Origin of the sequence: Amycolatopsis mongoliensis (genome assembly GCF_030285665.1) — a bacterium.
Taxonomy (GTDB): Bacteria; Actinomycetota; Actinomycetes; order Mycobacteriales; family Pseudonocardiaceae; genus Amycolatopsis; species Amycolatopsis mongoliensis.
Window position 1 is genome coordinate 5,192,283 of sequence record NZ_CP127295.1, and the last position, 15,051, is coordinate 5,207,333.

General features: G+C 73.8%; 12 protein-coding genes. 4 read left to right on the forward strand and 8 right to left on the reverse strand.

The annotated features are described in order from the left end of the window. Nucleotides 1-4: 4 nt before the first annotated feature. Both QRX60_RS25360 and QRX60_RS25365 read right to left on the reverse strand, forming a co-directional pair. Nucleotides 5-577 carry a GNAT family N-acetyltransferase gene (locus QRX60_RS25360; protein ID WP_286003270.1) on the reverse strand — a complete coding sequence of 191 codons (573 nt, stop codon included), beginning with the start codon at nucleotides 575-577 and terminating at the stop codon, nucleotides 5-7. Beyond that, nucleotides 574-1,086, reverse strand: coding sequence for a YbaK/EbsC family protein (locus QRX60_RS25365; RefSeq protein ID WP_286003271.1), 513 nt, complete (start codon nucleotides 1,084-1,086; stop codon nucleotides 574-576). Before QRX60_RS25365 ends, QRX60_RS25360 begins: the two co-directional genes overlap by 4 nt. Before the next feature lie 825 nt (nucleotides 1,087-1,911). Between QRX60_RS25365 and QRX60_RS51450 the strand changes: the two genes are divergently transcribed. From QRX60_RS51450 to QRX60_RS25385, 4 genes are all read left to right on the forward strand, one after another. Beyond that, entirely contained in the window at nucleotides 1,912-2,400 is a 489-nt protein-coding gene (locus QRX60_RS51450; RefSeq protein ID WP_408630277.1) for an SAV_6107 family HEPN domain-containing protein, read from the forward strand. Beyond that, the gene (locus tag QRX60_RS25375; protein WP_286003273.1) at nucleotides 2,390-3,160 is read left to right on the forward strand and encodes a maleylpyruvate isomerase N-terminal domain-containing protein; all 771 of its coding nucleotides are present in this window, start codon (nucleotides 2,390-2,392) and stop codon (nucleotides 3,158-3,160) included. Before QRX60_RS51450 ends, QRX60_RS25375 begins: the two co-directional genes overlap by 11 nt. Before the next feature lie 60 nt (nucleotides 3,161-3,220). After that, nucleotides 3,221-3,952 carry a VOC family protein gene (locus tag QRX60_RS25380; RefSeq protein WP_286003274.1) on the forward strand — a complete coding sequence of 244 codons (732 nt, stop codon included), beginning with the start codon at nucleotides 3,221-3,223 and terminating at the stop codon, nucleotides 3,950-3,952. Nucleotides 3,953-4,079: 127 nt separating this feature from the next. Next, nucleotides 4,080-5,159, forward strand: a complete 1,080-nt coding sequence (locus QRX60_RS25385; protein WP_408630247.1) for a GNAT family N-acetyltransferase — start codon at nucleotides 4,080-4,082, stop codon at nucleotides 5,157-5,159. A gap of 346 nt (nucleotides 5,160-5,505) precedes the next feature. Here the strand turns inward: QRX60_RS25385 and def are convergent, their stop codons facing one another. Genes def through QRX60_RS25415 form a run of 6 tightly spaced genes read right to left on the reverse strand, consistent with a single transcriptional unit; the run spans nucleotide 5,506 to nucleotide 15,028 of the window. After that, entirely contained in the window at nucleotides 5,506-6,006 is a 501-nt protein-coding gene (def, locus tag QRX60_RS25390; RefSeq protein ID WP_286003275.1) for a peptide deformylase, read from the reverse strand. 37 nt (nucleotides 6,007-6,043) lie between these two features. After that, a complete protein-coding gene (locus tag QRX60_RS25395; RefSeq protein WP_286003276.1) occupies nucleotides 6,044-10,708 on the reverse strand; it encodes a DEAD/DEAH box helicase in 4,665 nt (1,554 codons plus the stop codon). Continuing rightward, nucleotides 10,686-11,486 (reverse strand): DeoR/GlpR family DNA-binding transcription regulator, encoded by an 801-nt coding sequence (locus QRX60_RS25400; protein ID WP_286003277.1) that lies wholly within the window; start codon nucleotides 11,484-11,486, stop codon nucleotides 10,686-10,688. The genes QRX60_RS25395 and QRX60_RS25400 overlap by 23 nt, the downstream gene beginning before the upstream one ends. Next, a complete protein-coding gene (locus QRX60_RS25405; protein ID WP_286003278.1) occupies nucleotides 11,458-12,759 on the reverse strand; it encodes an MFS transporter in 1,302 nt (433 codons plus the stop codon). The genes QRX60_RS25400 and QRX60_RS25405 overlap by 29 nt, the downstream gene beginning before the upstream one ends. Beyond that, the gene (gene pdxA, locus QRX60_RS25410; protein WP_286003279.1) at nucleotides 12,756-13,781 is read right to left on the reverse strand and encodes a 4-hydroxythreonine-4-phosphate dehydrogenase PdxA; all 1,026 of its coding nucleotides are present in this window, start codon (nucleotides 13,779-13,781) and stop codon (nucleotides 12,756-12,758) included. Before pdxA ends, QRX60_RS25405 begins: the two co-directional genes overlap by 4 nt. Further along, entirely contained in the window at nucleotides 13,778-15,028 is a 1,251-nt protein-coding gene (locus tag QRX60_RS25415) for a four-carbon acid sugar kinase family protein (protein ID WP_286003280.1), read from the reverse strand. Before QRX60_RS25415 ends, pdxA begins: the two co-directional genes overlap by 4 nt. Between the last annotated feature and the right edge of the window lie 23 nt (nucleotides 15,029-15,051).

A 15,051-nucleotide genomic window follows, 5' to 3' on the forward strand; every position in this document is an offset into this window, starting at 1 on the left:
CGGCTCAGCGCGGGTCGAGGGGCAGCGCCCGCCCGAGGATCGCGAACGGCCGCGGGTCGCCGGCGAAGTGGTAGTCGCGCAGGACGTCGACGAACCCGGTCCGGCGGTAAAGCTTCCACGCCCGGCTGGTGCCCTCGGGCGTCGACAGCAGGACGTTCGCGCTCGGCACGCCCTCCAGCAGGGCGCGCAGCAGGTCCTCGCCGATCTGGTGGCCCTGGTTCTCCGGCCGGACGTGGATCTCGGTCAGCTCGAAGTAGTCCGCCAGCCAGCGCTCGGCTTCTTCCGGCCCGAACCGGCGGCTCAGGCCGTGGCGCACCTGCTCGTGCCACCACTGCCCGGCCCGGCCGCGGTAGCCGTAGGCGAGCCCGAGCAGGACGTCGTCGGCGTCGAGCGCGGCCATGCAGCGCCAGCCCTCACGCAGCGCGTGGGTGAGCCACATCGGCGCGCGCTGCTCGGCGGTGCCGGCCGGGTACCGCATCGCCCGGACGTAGATGTCCAGCGCCTCGGGCAGGCGGGCGCGGAACTCGTCCGAGGAGAGCTGGACGTAGCGGGAGCAGCCGGCGGGCATCGCGGTCACGGCTGGTCATTCTCCTCCGCGCCGGCCAGCGCGCCGGGGGTGCCCCCGGTCAACGCCACCAGCCCGGCGAAGGTGGTGGGGAACACCGTCTTCGGGTGCCCGGCCGCGGCCCACACGACGTCGTGGGCGCGCAGCGCGGTGTCGACGAGCGTCGGCAGCGGCTCGGGGTGCCCGACCGGGGCGACGCCGCCGATCGGCTGCCCGGTGTGCGCCCGCACGAAGTCGGCGTCGGCCTTCCCGATTTCGGCGCCGGCCAGCCGCGCGAGGGTGGCCGGATCGGCGCGGTGGGCGCCCGAGGTGAGCGCGAGGAGCGCTTTTTTGTCGGACCCCAGGCGGAAGATGAGGCTGTTGGCGATGGCCCCCACGGGCACGCCGAGCGCTTCGGCCGCCTGCGCGGCGGTCCGGACCTCGGCGGGCAGCACGCGGATGCCCTCGGCGGCGGCGTGCTGCCCGGCTTCGGCCAGCGCGGCCGCCACCTTGGCGACGGCGGGGTGGTCCAGCGAACTCATGAACCTATGAGATCACGCCACCGACCTGGTGTCCCGCACCACGTCCGGGGATTCCACCTGTGGGGTTGAGCGGACACCGGGTCGGGGTTACTCTGGAAATTGTTCGAACAGACGTTCGATATCGGTGAGCGCGCACCGGTCAGGTGCCCGGCGGCGGGGCGGGGGAAGCGTCTCGGCGCCGGGTGCTCGATCGGGCTCACCCCGCGCAGGAGGAGGGTCGTCATGTCCGTCAAGGTCGTGTCCCCCACGGATTCCGGGCAGCCGCAGCTGCCCATGTCGCTGCGCCCGCCGGTCACCCCGGCAGCGGCGGGCACGCACCACGGCCGCCCCCGGCGAACCCGCCCGACGCCCGACGCCGAGGCCCGGCCGCGCCCATCGGCGGTGGCCGACCCGGGCCAGCCCGAGCTGCCGATGTCGCTGCGCCCGCAGGTCGCCGAGGTGGATGGCGGTCGGCCCGAGCTGCCCACCTCAGTGCGCCGGCCCGCCGCCGGTGCGGACAGCGGTCAGGCCGAGCTGCCCACTTCTTCGCACCCGAAGGCCGCCGATGCGGATCGCGGTCGGTCTGAGCCGCCGGCCCCGCTGCGGCTGCCTGCCGCCCATGCTGATGGCGGTCAGCCCGAGCCGTCCGCCTCGCTGCGTCGGCCGACCGCCGGTGCGGAGCTCGAGCACTCGTCAGTGCCGGCGGCAGAGTCGGGGCAGCCTGAGCCGCCCACCGCGGACGCGGTGGACTCCGAGCCGACCCCGCGCCCCGAATCTCTGCGCCTGCCCGCCGCCGTTGTGGTGTCCGAGCCGCCTGCCGCCGAACGCGGTCAGTCCGAGCTGCCGATGTCGCTGCGGCCGCCCGCCGCCGCCGTGGCGGCCGAGCCGGCCGCCGCTGACCACCGGCAGTCCGAGCTGCCCATGTCCCTGCGTCCGCCCGCCCCTCCCGTCGCCGCCGGGCTGCTCGCCCAAGCCCGGCGCGGGCTCGCCGAGGCCGAGCGGGAAACCGCTCCCGCCGAGCGGTTCATCGGCGCCTACCTCGCGGCACTGCGCGGCGCCGCCGCCGTGCTCGCCGCCCGGGGGCGGCCGCACCGGGGCCGCGCGCGTCCGGCCAGCACGTGGGTGCTGCTCGACTCCGTCGCCCCCGAACTGCGGGAGTGGTCTGCCTTCTTCGCGAGCAACTCGGCCGCGCGGGCCGCTGCGCAGGCCGGGATCACCGGCAAGGTCACCGCGGAGTCGGCCACCGAGCTGGTGCGCGCCGCCACGCCGTTCCTCGAGCTGGTCCGCCGCCTGGTGCACGGCCTCCCGATCACCGGGGAAGCCCATGTCGCGTGAGCACGGCCCGGTCGACCAAGGGCGGCTGCTCACGGCGTTGGGGATCGAAGGCCGGGTACTGGCCGAGGCCGTCCACGCGGCGCCCGCCGAGGCGCCGGTGCCCGCCTGCCCGGGCTGGTCGCTCGGCGAGGTGGCCCGGCACGTCGGGAGCCTCTACCGGATGGTCCGGCGCCGGCTGGCCGACGGCCGCAACCCCGAAGACTGGCAGCGCGACCCCGGGCCGGGCCAGAGCCTGGCGGCTTACCTGGAGACCGGCCTGGCCGAGCTGCTCGACGAGCTGGCCGCGCACGACCCGGAGGAACGCGCCGACACGTGGTGGCCGGCGGACCCGACGTACGGGTTCTGGCGGCGGCGGATGCTGCACGAGACCCTGGTCCACCGCGTCGACGTCGAGCAGGCCGCGGGCGCGGAGCAGCGAGGCATCGCCGAGGACCTGGCGATCGACGGCATCGACGAGGCGCTGACCCTCTGGTTCGGGCAGAAGCTGCCGATGCTGGGGCTGACCGGCACGAAGGCGGGCTCGGTCGGCGTGCGCGTCGGCGCGCACAGCTGGATCGCGCGGGCCGGGCCCGAGGCGACGGAGGCCTGGCGCTGTTCGGCCGAGGAGGCCGAGGCCGCGGACGACGTCGTCACGGCCGCCGAACCCGGGCGGATCTACCTGTGGTTGTGGGGCCGGGCGTCCCTGACCTCGGTGACCGTGCGGGGCGTGCACGACCAGGCGGCCCAGCTCTGGGCGCTGCTGCGGCTCGCGACCCGATGAACTCCGGCCGGTGGGGAAGCCGAACCGGAACTGTCGGGGGTGGCGGCTAGCCTGCGGCGCATGAACACGCGCCTGGTGAACCTGGTGATCGACGCGGCGCGGCCGAGGGTCCTGGCGGACTTCTGGGCCGCGCTGCTCGGCTGGCGCGTCGCGGTCGAAGAGCCGGACGAGGTCGACGTGCGCGCCCCGGAGACCGACGGCTGGGACCTGGATCTCGTTTTCGTGCCGGTGCCCGAGCCCAAGGAGGTGAAGAACCGGATCCACCTGGACCTGGCGAGCACGACGCTCGCGCACCAGGAGGAACTGGTGGCGCGCGCCTTGGAGCTCGGTGGCCACCGGGTCGACCTCGGGCAGGGCGAGGTGCCATGGGTCGTGCTGGCGGACCCGGAGGGCAACGAGTTCTGCGTCCTCGAGCCCCGCGACCGGTACGCGCGCACGGGCGCGGTGGCCTCGATCGTCGTCGACGCCCACGACCCGGAGCGCATGGCGGAGTTCTGGGCGCGGATCACGGGCCGTCCGGTCGGCGCCCGCGAGGGCGACGTCCTGGTGGGGCTGCGCGCGCCGTCGGGCCGCGGGCCGTGGCTGGAGTTCCTCCGCAACGACGACGTCAAGCGGGTCAAGAACCGGGTGCACCTCGATGTCGCGCCGCCGTCGGGTGCCGATCACGTGGAGGCGGTGTCGGAGGTCGTGGCGGCGGGTGCGGCGCCCGCGGACCTCGGCGGGCCGGACCTGCCGTGGCGGGTGCTGATGGACCCGGAGGGCAACGAGTTCTGCGTGCTGACCCCGCGCTGACCTGCAGGTGGGGCGCCGAGCTCGGTCGGCACGCGCGTTTCGGCCGGGTTGCCGAGCCGCGGGAACGCTGATCTGCGCGAAACACCCGCGTACTGGGACGGCAACAAGCGCGGGGGACCGTGGGGGCATGGAGACCTCCAGAGCGTTGCCCCAGCTCGGCCCGGCGGGCGCCGTCGAGGTGACGGACGCGCCGTCGGCGTGGCGGGTGCGGATCCGGATGCACGACCACCCCGGCACCCTGGCCCGCATCGCGATCCGGCTCGCCGACCTCGAGTGCAACATCCTCGGCCTGAGCGTGCTGCCCGTGCCCGGCGGTGTGCTCGACGAAATCGTCCTGCGCCCGGCGACCGGCCTGCCCCGGCGGCACCTGGCCGACGCGATCCGCGCCGAGGGCTGCGAGTGCACGGCGATCATCGACGCCGACGTCCACGAGCTGGTCGACCCGTCGTCCTCGACGATGCTCGCCGCGCGCCGGGCGATCGACGACCCGGCGCGTCTCGCCGAGGTGCTGAAGGACGTGCTGGCCGCGGACGTGGTCACGCGTGTCCCGGCGGCCGAGGCGAACCCCGCCCGCACCGAGAGCGGCCACCGGGCGGTGTTCGGGCTGGACGGCGGGGAGGCGCTGGTGGCGCGGCGCCAGTGGGCACCGTTCGTGCAGCTGGAACTCACCCGCGCCGAAGCGCTGGTGACGCTGCTGGCCGCGGCCGCCCGGAACGTCGCGGGCCCGGTGGTGCTGAACCGCCCGGACGGCGCGGCGATCGTCCTGCGCAAGGGCATCCCCGCCGACGCCGAAGCGGTGTCCGGACTGCACCGCCGCTGCTCGACCACGACGCTCTTCCGGCGCTACCACACGGGAGTCCGGACGGTTCCGCGCCGCTGGCTGCACCGGCTGCTGGTGCCACCCCGCGGCACGAGCGTGCTCGCGGTCTTCGGCCGCGAGGTGATCGGCCTGGCCCAGCTGATCCCGTCCGCGGCGGGCGGTGCCGAGATCTCCCTGCTGGTGGAGGACGACTGGCAGCGCCAGGGCATCGGCACGGCCCTGCTGGCCAGGGTGGCGGTGCTCGCGGAGGCCGGGGGCATCACGGAGCTGCGAGCGGATTGCCTTCCCGGCGACGAGGTGCTGGCCCGCACAGCAGCCCGAGCGGGTCTGCGCACGGAACGCCCCACCGAGGACGGCACTCAGCTGCGGATGTTCCTGCCGGCCTGAGCGACGACGGCCCGGGACGGTGGCCGGGTGCGGTGACGGCCGAGGTGATCGCGTTGTCGGTGGCCGGGTGCGGTGACGGCCGAGGTGGTCGCGTTGTCGGTGGCCGGGTGCGGTGACGGCCCGAAGTAGTTGCGCTGTCGGTGGCTGGGTGCAGTGACGCCTGAGGTGGTTGCGCTGTCGGCGGCCGGTTGCTGCCCGCCCGAGCCCGATCGCCGGGTGATGCTCGGGGCGGCTGATGCTGCCTGCGCCCGCGATGCCGGCGGCTTGCCGTCGGCCGCCCGCGGCAACGACTGCCGCGGGTACTTCGCCCGAGCCGGGCTCAGCCCTTACTGCCCGCCTCGGCTGGTCAGCGCTTCCAGAACCAGTCCTTGTCGCGCGCTGCGCGCAGGGCCGTCTTCTTGCGCTCGGGGGTGAGGCGGTCCAGGTACAGCACGCCGTCGAGGTGGTCGGTTTCGTGCTGGAGGCACTGGGCCAGCACGTCCTCGCCTTCGACCTCGATCGGCTCGTTGCGGATGTCGACGCCTCGGACCTTCGCGTGCTTCGCCCGCTTCGTGGGAAACCACAGCTCCGGCACCGACAGGCAGCCCTCGTCGATCTCGTGCGTCTCCTCGGACAGCTCGACGATCTCCGGGTTGACCACGTACCCGGTGAGCCCGGCGACGTCGTAGCTGAAGATGCGCAGCCCGACCCCGATCTGCGGCGCGGCCAGCCCGGCGCGCCCCGCCGGCTTCACCGAGTCGACCAGGTCCCGCACGAGCGTCTCGAGCTTCTCGTCGAACACGGTGACCGGGTCGCAGACGGACTTGAGGATCGGGTCCCCGAAATAGCGCAGTTCGCGCATGGCCATGAGCAGAACATCCTTCGTGCGGTGTCGGACTGGCAGCTTAGGCCCGGAGGCGCAGTCCTGAGGGTGTGGCCCGGAAACCCGCCTCCCGAAGGACCTCGGCCAGCTCTGACGTCAGGGCCTGCTCCCCGTCCGCGCGCTGGACCGCCAGCTGACCCAGCCAGCCCTCCCGGACCGCCGCCGACAGCGCCTGCGCCGCGTCCGACAGGTGCTGCCGATCCTCGGTGAAGCTCAGCAGGGACCGGCCTCCTCGCTCGACGTACAGCGCCGGAACTCCGTCCACCAGCACCGCCAGGGCACCGGCCTTGCGGGCCGGACGGTGCTTCGTGTCGCCCGTCGCGGCCGGCCAGGGGAGCGCCGCGCCGTACGGCTGGGCCGGGTCCGCCGCCGCCAGCACCACCGCGCGACCGGGCGCCGGGCGGCCCGGGCCCGACAGCGCGCGCAGCCGGTCCACCGCGCCCTTCGCCGCGAACTGGGCCGCGCCCAGTCCTTCGACGACGTAGCCGCGGATCACCTGGCCGGTGTCCTCCATGCCGCGGAGCACCTTGTAGATCCCCGAGAACCCGCCGGTGACGCGCTCAGTGTCGAGCGCGCCGCGGGTCAGGACGCCGTGGCGTTCCAGGAACGCTTCCGTCCGCGCGTGGGCGCGCCGGGTCGCGTCGGTTTCGCGGGCCGGCGTCAGCGCCCAGCGGCCGGCGACCGTCGGTGGCCCCGACCGCGACGGCATCTGCGGCCGCCCGGCCCGCAACCGCGCGTACCGGCCGCGGGGTGCTTGGCGCCGCGGTTTGTGCGCACCGTGCCCGGCCACCTGGGCCCGCAACGGTCCCAGCGTGTCGCCCGTGACCAGCCCGGCCCACACCAGGTCCCACAGCGCGGAGACGACTTCGGCGTCGTTCGGTGCCTTGTCCACCAGCACGGTCGCACGGTCCACCAGCTGGCGGAAGAACAGCGCGCCACCCTCCAAAGTGGACACGATCGCGTCGTGCAGCGGACCGGTCGGGATGTCTTCGACGACCTCGGGCAGCAGCAGGTCGGCGACGTCCGTGGGAGCGAGGGCGATCCAGCCGTCCCCGCCGGACAGTGCGCCGCAGCCCGCCCACGTGACCTCGCCCGCGGTCGTCAGCTCGTCCAGCAACGCGGGGGAGTAGCCCGGCAGCCTGCCGGGCAGGATCAGCGACTCCACCGCGCTCGCCGGCAACGGTGCCCCGGCGAGCTGCTCGACCACCGACAGGACGTCGTCCGCCGTCGGTGCCGCCCGGACGCGGCCGCCGAACCCGTGCCACGACGGCAGGAACCGGCCCAGCGCCGCCGGTTCGACCGGCTCCACCTCGGCCCGCAGCTTCGCCAGCGACGCCCGCCGCAGCCGCCGCAGCACCGCGGAATCGCAGTACTCGACGCCTACGCCGTGGGTGTCCGGATGCCCGACGGGGCTCAGCTCGCCGCGCACCAGGCGGCCTTCCCCGGTCATCCGGTCGAGGACGCCGGTGACGACCGCCGTGCCCAGCCCGAACCGGGCCGCCGCGGTCGCCGCGGCGAACGGCCCGCGGCTGCGGGCGTAGCGCGACAGCAGGTCGCCGAGCGGGTCCGCGACCGGTTCGGTGAACGCTTCGGGCACGCCCACCGGCAGCGCGGTGCCCAGCGCGTCCCGGACCCGGCCGGCGTCCTCGATCGCCAGGAACCGTTCCGTGCCGCCGATCCGCACCCGGATCGCCCGCCGCGCCGCCTCCAGTTCGGTGAGCCACTCCGCCCGGATCCCGCGCTCGGCCGCCTCCGCGACCGTCAGGTCGCCGAGGAACCGCAACAGGTCGGCGGCGTCCTCGGCCGAGCGCGCGTGCCGGTCGGGTTCGAGCCGCTGCAGCGAGCGTTCGACCTCGCGCACGGCTTCCGGGTCGAGCAGTTCGCGGATCGCCTCGGTGCCCAGGAGCTCGGCCAGCAGTGCCGAGTCCAGCGACAGCGCCGCCGCCCGCCGCTCGGCCAGTGGCGCGTCGGTCTCGTACAGGAACATCCCGACGTAGCCGAAGAGCAGGCTGCGCGCGAACGGCGACGCCGCCGGGGTCTCGACCTCCACCAGCCGGACCTTGCGGGCCCGGACGTCGGCCATCAGTTCGCGCAGCCCGGACACGTCGTAGACGTCCTGCAGGACCTCCCGCATCGCCTCCAGCACGACGGGGAACCGCTCGTACTTCGACGCGACCGACAGCAGCTGCGACGCGCGCTGTCGTTGCTGCCACAGGGGGGTGCGGCGCCGCGGGTCCCGCCGCGGCAACAGCAGCGACCGTGCCGCGCATTCCCGGAACCGTGCCGCGAACACGGCCGAGCCGCCGACCTCCGCGACGATCAGCTGCTCGACCTCCTCGGGATCGAGCAGGATGTCGTCCGCGCCGATCGTGACGTCGGCGCCCTCGGCGTCGAGCGCGTCCGGCAGGCGCAGCACGATGCCGTCGTCGGAGTGCGCGACCTGCGCGTCGACCCCGCGGTTTTCGCGCAGCCGCGCGGCGATGGCCAGCGCCCACGGCGCGTTCACCTGCGCGCCGAACGGCGAGTGCACGATGATCCGCCAGTCGCCCAGCTCGTCGCGGTAGCGCTCCAGCAGGATCGTCCGGTCGTTCGGCACGTGCCGGGTGGCGGACTTCTGTTCGTTCAGGTAGGCCAGCAGGTTGTCGCACGCCCGCTCGTCCAGCCCCGCCGCCGAGGCTCGTGCCCGCGCCTTCTCGTCGTCCGATGTGGACAGTTCACGGACGAACTTCCCCAGCGCCCGGCCGAGTTCCAGCGGACGGCCCGGCGCGTCGCCCTTCCAGAACGGCATCCGCGCCGGTTCGCCGGGCGCGGGCACCACGATGACCCGGTCGTGCGTGATGTCGGTGATCCGCCACGACGAAGTGCCGAGCAGGATGGTGTCGCCGACGCGCGACTCGTAGACCATCTCCTCGTCGAACTCGCCGACGCGGGAACCGGGCTTGTCGTCCCCGCCCGGCGTCATCACGGTGAACAGGCCGCGGTCGGGGATGGTGCCGCCGGACGTGACGGCCAGCCGCTGCGAGCCGGGCCGCCCGCGCAGCTCACCGCTGATGCGGTCCCAGGTGATCCGGGCCCGCAGCTCGCCGAACTCCTCGCTCGGGTACCGGCCCGCGAGCATGTCGAGCACCGCGTGCAGCGCGTCGTCCGGCAGGGACGCGAACGGCGCCGCCCGCCGCACCAGCGTCGCGAGGTCCGGCACCGTCCACGGCTCCAGCGCCACCATCGCGACCACGTGCTGCGCCAGGACGTCCAGGGGGTTGCGCGGGTAGCGGACCGCTTCGATCGCGCCGCTCGCCATCCGTTCGGCGACCACCGCGCAGGAGACGAGGTCACCGCGGAACTTGGGGAACATCACGCCGGACGACACCGCGCCGACCTGGTGCCCGGCCCGGCCGACGCGCTGCAGCCCGGACGCCACCGTCGGCGGCGCCTCGATCTGCACCACCAGGTCGACCGCGCCCATGTCGATGCCCAGCTCCAGCGACGACGTCGCCACCACGCACGGCAGCTGCCCGGACTTGAGGTCCTCCTCGACGTGCGTGCGCTGCTCCCGTGACATCGACCCGTGGTGCGCCCGGGCGATCACCGGCGGCGCGCCGGTGCTCACCCCGGACTGCCCGACGGCCTCGGCCGGGAACGTGTCGGCGGGCGTGAGCTCGGTCTGCTCGGCGGCCAGCTCGTTCAGCCTGGCGGTCATCCGCTCGGTGAGCCGGCGCGAGTTGGCGAACACGATGGTCGAGCGGTGCTCGCGGATCAGGCTCAGCACCCGCTCCTCGACCGCCGGCCAGATCGACGGCCGCTGCACCGGGTTGCCGGCGATCTCCTCCAGCGTGCCCAGGCCACCCGGCGCGATGTCACCGGGCGGGAACGCCTCGGTCAGCGACTCCAGTTCGTCGAGCGGGCTCGGTGCCGGCCCGCTGCGCGGAGCGTCGAGGTTGCTCATGTCCTCCACCGGCACCTCGACCCGCACCTCGATGGTCTTCGCCAGCTTCGGCTGGACCACCCGCACCGGACGGCCGCCGGCCAGGAACGCGCTCACCTCGTCGACCGGGCGGACCGTCGCCGACAGGCCGATCCGCTGCGCGGGCTTCGGCAGCAGCGAGTCCAGCCGCTCCAGCGACAGCGCGAGGTGCGCGCCGCGCTTGCCGCCGGCGACCGCGTGCACCTCGTCGACGATCACGGTCTCGACGCCGCGCAGCGACTCCCGCGCCGACGACGTGAGGATCAGGAACAGCGACTCCGGCGTGGTCACCAGCACGTCCGGCGGGGTCTTGCCGAACGAGCGGCGCTCGGCCGCGGTGGTGTCGCCGGTGCGCATGCCGACCTCGATCCCGGGCACCGGCAGCCCGAGCCGCCGCGAGGCCTGCGAGATGCCGGCCAGTGGTGCGCGCAGGTTCCGCTGGACGTCGACGGCGAGCGCCTTCAGCGGGGAGACGTAGAGGATCCGGCAGCGTTTCGTGGCCTCGGCCGGCGGTGGCTCCACCGAAAGCCGGTCCAGCGCCCAGAGGAATGCGGACAGCGTCTTGCCGGACCCGGTCGGCGCGACGACGAGGGCGTGCTCGCCCGCGTGCGCCGCCCGCCAGGCTCCCTCCTGCGCCGCGGTGGGCGCGGCGAAGGCCCCCGCGAACCAGTCCCGGGTCGCGGGGGAGAAGAGGTCGAGCACGTCAGCTGCCACGTCGTCCATCATGCGCGGCACCACCGACAGTTTCCGGCGTCCCGGCCAGGATCACGCTCTGGGCGAACTGCGGATACGTGACGTCGACCTTCGGCTCGTCGGTGATCAGGCGGTAGTCGCGGTCGAGTGGCGCCCAGTACGAGAACGGCGCCTGGCCCAGCTTGGAGTGGTCGGCCAGCACGTACGCCTCGCCGCCCGCGTGCAGCATCGCGTGCTTGACGACCGACTGCTCGAGTGAGGGACAGCACAGGCCTCGTTCGGCGACTAGGCCGTCCGCGCCCAGGAACACCCGATCGGGTGAGATGTGCCGCAGCTGGGCCAGCACGCTCTCGCCGAGGATCGCTTCGTTGGGGTGCCGCACCCGGCCGCCGAGGACGATCAGGTCGATCCCGGCGAAGCCGGCGAGCTCGCGGATGGCGTTGACGCCGTTCGTGACCACGGTCAGCCCGTCGCGGTGGGCGAGGTGGCGGGCGAGCCTGCCCGTGGTCGTGCCGGCGTCGAGCAGCACGACCTCGCCGTCGCGCACCAGTGCGGCGGCTTCCCGGGCGATGGCGTCCTTCGCCGCCGCGTGCTCGCGGTCCTTCTCGAGCGGACTGCGTTCGGTGTCGAGCGCGCCGCCGTAGGTGCGGACCACGTGCCCGGCCCCGGCGAGGGAAGCGAGGTCGCGGCGGATCGTCGACTCGGAGACGCCGAATTCCTCGGCCAGTTCCGCGATGCCGCCGGAGCCGTCGCGGACGGCTTCCAGGAGCATCGCGCGCCGGTCACGGGTTCCGGGTCGCGGCTGGGACATGCGCCGAGTCTTCCACGAGAGACGGTTTCAGCCCGAAGAACGCCAGCCCGGCGGCCACGGCGAGGAACGCGGCCAGGACGACGAACCCGGTGGTCGCGCTGCCGGTGACGTCGGTGAGCCAGCCGACCAGGTAGGGCCCGGCGAACCCGCCGAGGTTGCCCAGTGCGTTGATCAGGCCCATCGCCACGGCGACGACCTCGATGCCGAGGATCCGGCTGGGGATGGCCCAGAACGGCCCGTACGGCATGTAGACGCCGGTCGCGACGACGCAGAGCAGCACCAGCTGCACCGCCGCCGGCCAGTGCACGAGGTTGCCGAGCAGCAGCCCGGCGATGGCGACGACCAGCGGTACCGTGACCGCGAGCCGCCGGTTGCCGGTCTTGTCCGACCAGTGCGCGCACGCGACCATCCCGGCCAGCGCGAGGACGTACGGCACGGCCGACAGGAACCCGACCGCGGTGGCCGACCCCCCGGTCATCGTCTTCACCACCGACGGCAGCCAGAGTGAAAAGCCGTAGAACCCGGTGATCCAGAAGAAGTAGATGCCGATCAGCAGCAGCACCTGCCGGTTCGTCAGCGCCTGCCGGTAGCCCTGCTTCGCGAACGCCGGCTTGGCGTCTTCCTCCGCCTTCAGGGTGGTTTCGAGGTACTCGCGCTCCTCGGCGGAGATCCAGCGGGCCTTCGCCGGCCGGTCCGCCACCGCGAACCACCAGACGACGGCCCAGAGCAGCGGCGGCAGGCCCTGGATCACGAACACCCAGCGCCAGGACATGTGGTCGAGCATCAGCCCGGACAGCGGGGACATGACGATCGCCGAGATCGGCAGGCACGTTATCCACAACGCGTTCGCCCGGGCGCGTTCGGCCTGCGGGAACCACGACGCCAGCAGGATCAGCACCGCCGGCCACACGCCACCCTCGAACAGCCCGAGCAGCAGCCGGGCCAGGTGCAGCTGGGTCTCGTTCTGCACCAGGCCGCACAGCACCGCGGCGAAGGACCACGCGATCATCAGCAGCAGCACCGTCTTGCGGGCGCTCCACTTCGCCGCCAGCACCGCCGCCGGGATCTGCAGCACGAGGTAGCCGACGAAGAAGATGCCGCTCGCCAGGCCCTTGGCGCTGGCCGACAGCGGGAAGTCGTCGCCGATGTAGGGCAGGATCACCGCGACGTTCGTGCGGTCGAGGTAGGCCAGCATGTACATGACCACCGCGACCGGGATCACGTACGCCCAGCGCTTGCGGGGCACCCCCGCCGTCGCCGCCGCCGCCGTCATCGGCTCGGCGGGTAGATGGCGGGCAGTTTCCGCGCATACGGCGCCAGGGTCGCCGCCGCCTTGAACGCCGCGACCATCGTGCCGTGCGACGCCCGGCCGGTGCCGGCGATGTCGAACGCCGTGCCGTGGTCGACCGACGTGCGCAGGATCGGCAGCCCGACCGTCACCGACACCGTGCCGTCGAAGTCGTACGTCTTCGACGCGATGTGCCCTTGGTCGTGGTAGAGCGAGAGCACGCCGTCGAACCGGCCCTGGATCCCTTGGTGGAACACGGAGTCCGCGGGGATCGGGCCGACCACGTCGAGCCCGGCGGCCTGCGCGGCGGCGACCGCCGGGGCGATCGCGACGATCTCCTCGTCGCCGAACTTGCCGTTCTCCCCGCCGTGTGGGTTCAGTGCGGCCACGGCGAGTCTCGGTTTCTCGGTGCCGAACACTTCGAGTGCGGTGTACGCCTCGCGGATCGCGTGCTCGATGTTCTCCCGGGTGATCCGGTCGATCGCCTCGCGCAGCGAAAGGTGCCGGGTGGCGAAGAAGATCTTCAGCCCCGACACCCAGAACATGGTGTTGAACCGGGTCGAGCCGGTCAGCTCACCGAGCATCTCGGTGTGCCCGAGGTGCTGCGAGCCGGCCGCCCAGATCGCCTCCTTGTTGATCGGCGCGGTGACGACCGCGTCGACCTCGCCGGCCAGCGCGAGCCGGGTGGCCACCTCGATCGCGCCCACGGCGGCGGCGCCCGCGGTCGCGTTCACCTCGCCCCACGGCAGGTCTTCCCGGACGACGCCGAGGTTGAGGATGTCGATCACGCCGGTGGTGAAGCGCGCGTCGGCGACCGTGGCGATCGGGTTGATCTCCAGGTTCAGGCCCAGGTGGCGGACCAGGCGTTCCAGCACGATCGCGTCGCCGACCGCGACCCCGCGCGCCAGCTGCAGGGACTCGGGCTCGGCGAGTGTCTTGAGGGTGATCTCCGGGCCGATGCCCACGGGGTCGCCGAGGGTGACGGCGAGGATGGGGAGGTCGCTCACGGGTTCTTCCTTCCGGTGGCCAGCACGTGGTTCAGGTGTTCCAGGCAGGCGACGGCGGCGTCGCGCCCGCCGATCAGCCCGCCTTTGGTGGCGAAGGGCAGCCCGGTGTGCGGGCCGCCGGAGAGCCGCCCGGCGACCGCCAGGGGCAGTACTTCCGTGTCGATCTCGAAGCCTTCGGCCCCGAGTGCCTTCGTGACTTCGACGGCGATGTCGCCGCCGGTGGCATACAGCCCGCCGATCCGGCGTGTGCCGAGGACCAGCCGCGCGGCTTCCCCCAGCGCCGGGGGGATCTTCGCGGCAACCTCCGGATCCACCGGAGTGCCCGGGGCGGGCGCCCGGGTCCGGATACCCACGACGCGGTGCCCGGCGTCGAGCAGTTCGCCCGCCGCCGCGGCGATCGACGGCGGATCGGGTCGCTCCGGGTCGACGTCGACGTAGCGCGCGTCCAGCACCAGCTCGGTTTCCAGCAGCTGGTCGTGCGTCTGCCCGGTGATGCTGCCGACCACCGCGAGCACCGGCGGGACGGTGCCGTGGCCGGGCGCGAGCCCGAGCGCGGCCGCCAGCCGGACGCCGAACGGCCCGGAGTCCACCGAGATCCACCGCGTGCCTTCGGCCGCCAGCCGGGCCGCGGCCCTGGCGACGGTGGTGAGGTGCCGGTTCGTCGTGGCGTCGCAGACGACGATCCCGGCCGGCCCGCGCAACGCCGCCACGACCGCGTCCACGCCCTCCTCGACGACGTCCAGCGGCAGTTCGGCGACCTCCCGCCGGGTGGGCCGCAGGAGCGTGCGGACCCGCGACGACCTGACCGGGGCCAGCGGATCGCGCGCCGCGGGGCTTTCGGCCAGTGGCACGCCGTCGACGAGGTGCAGGCCGCCGAGGGTGACCCGGCCGGCGTCCGGGAACGCGGGCACGACGAGGGCGCGGGCGCCCGGCGCCGAGGCCAGGACGGCCTCGGTCTCCGCGCCGACGTTGCCGCGCAGCGTCGTGTCCACGCGCTTCACCGTCAGCTCGACGGGCCCGGCCAGCTCGATCGCGGTCCGCACCGCCTGCACGGCGTGTTGTGGCGAGGTGTGCCGGGTACCCAGGTTCACCACGAGGGCGTCGATCCCGCTCTCCGCTCGGAAGCAGGGCGCGTCCGGTTCCAGCGGCGCGTTGACGGAAACCGCGCGCAGCCCGAAGCGGGCGTACAGCGCTCCGGTCGCGTTGCTGCCGGTCAGGTCGTCCCCGAGGACGAGCAGCTTCGGCATCGGACGCTCCTTTGCGCGGTTCG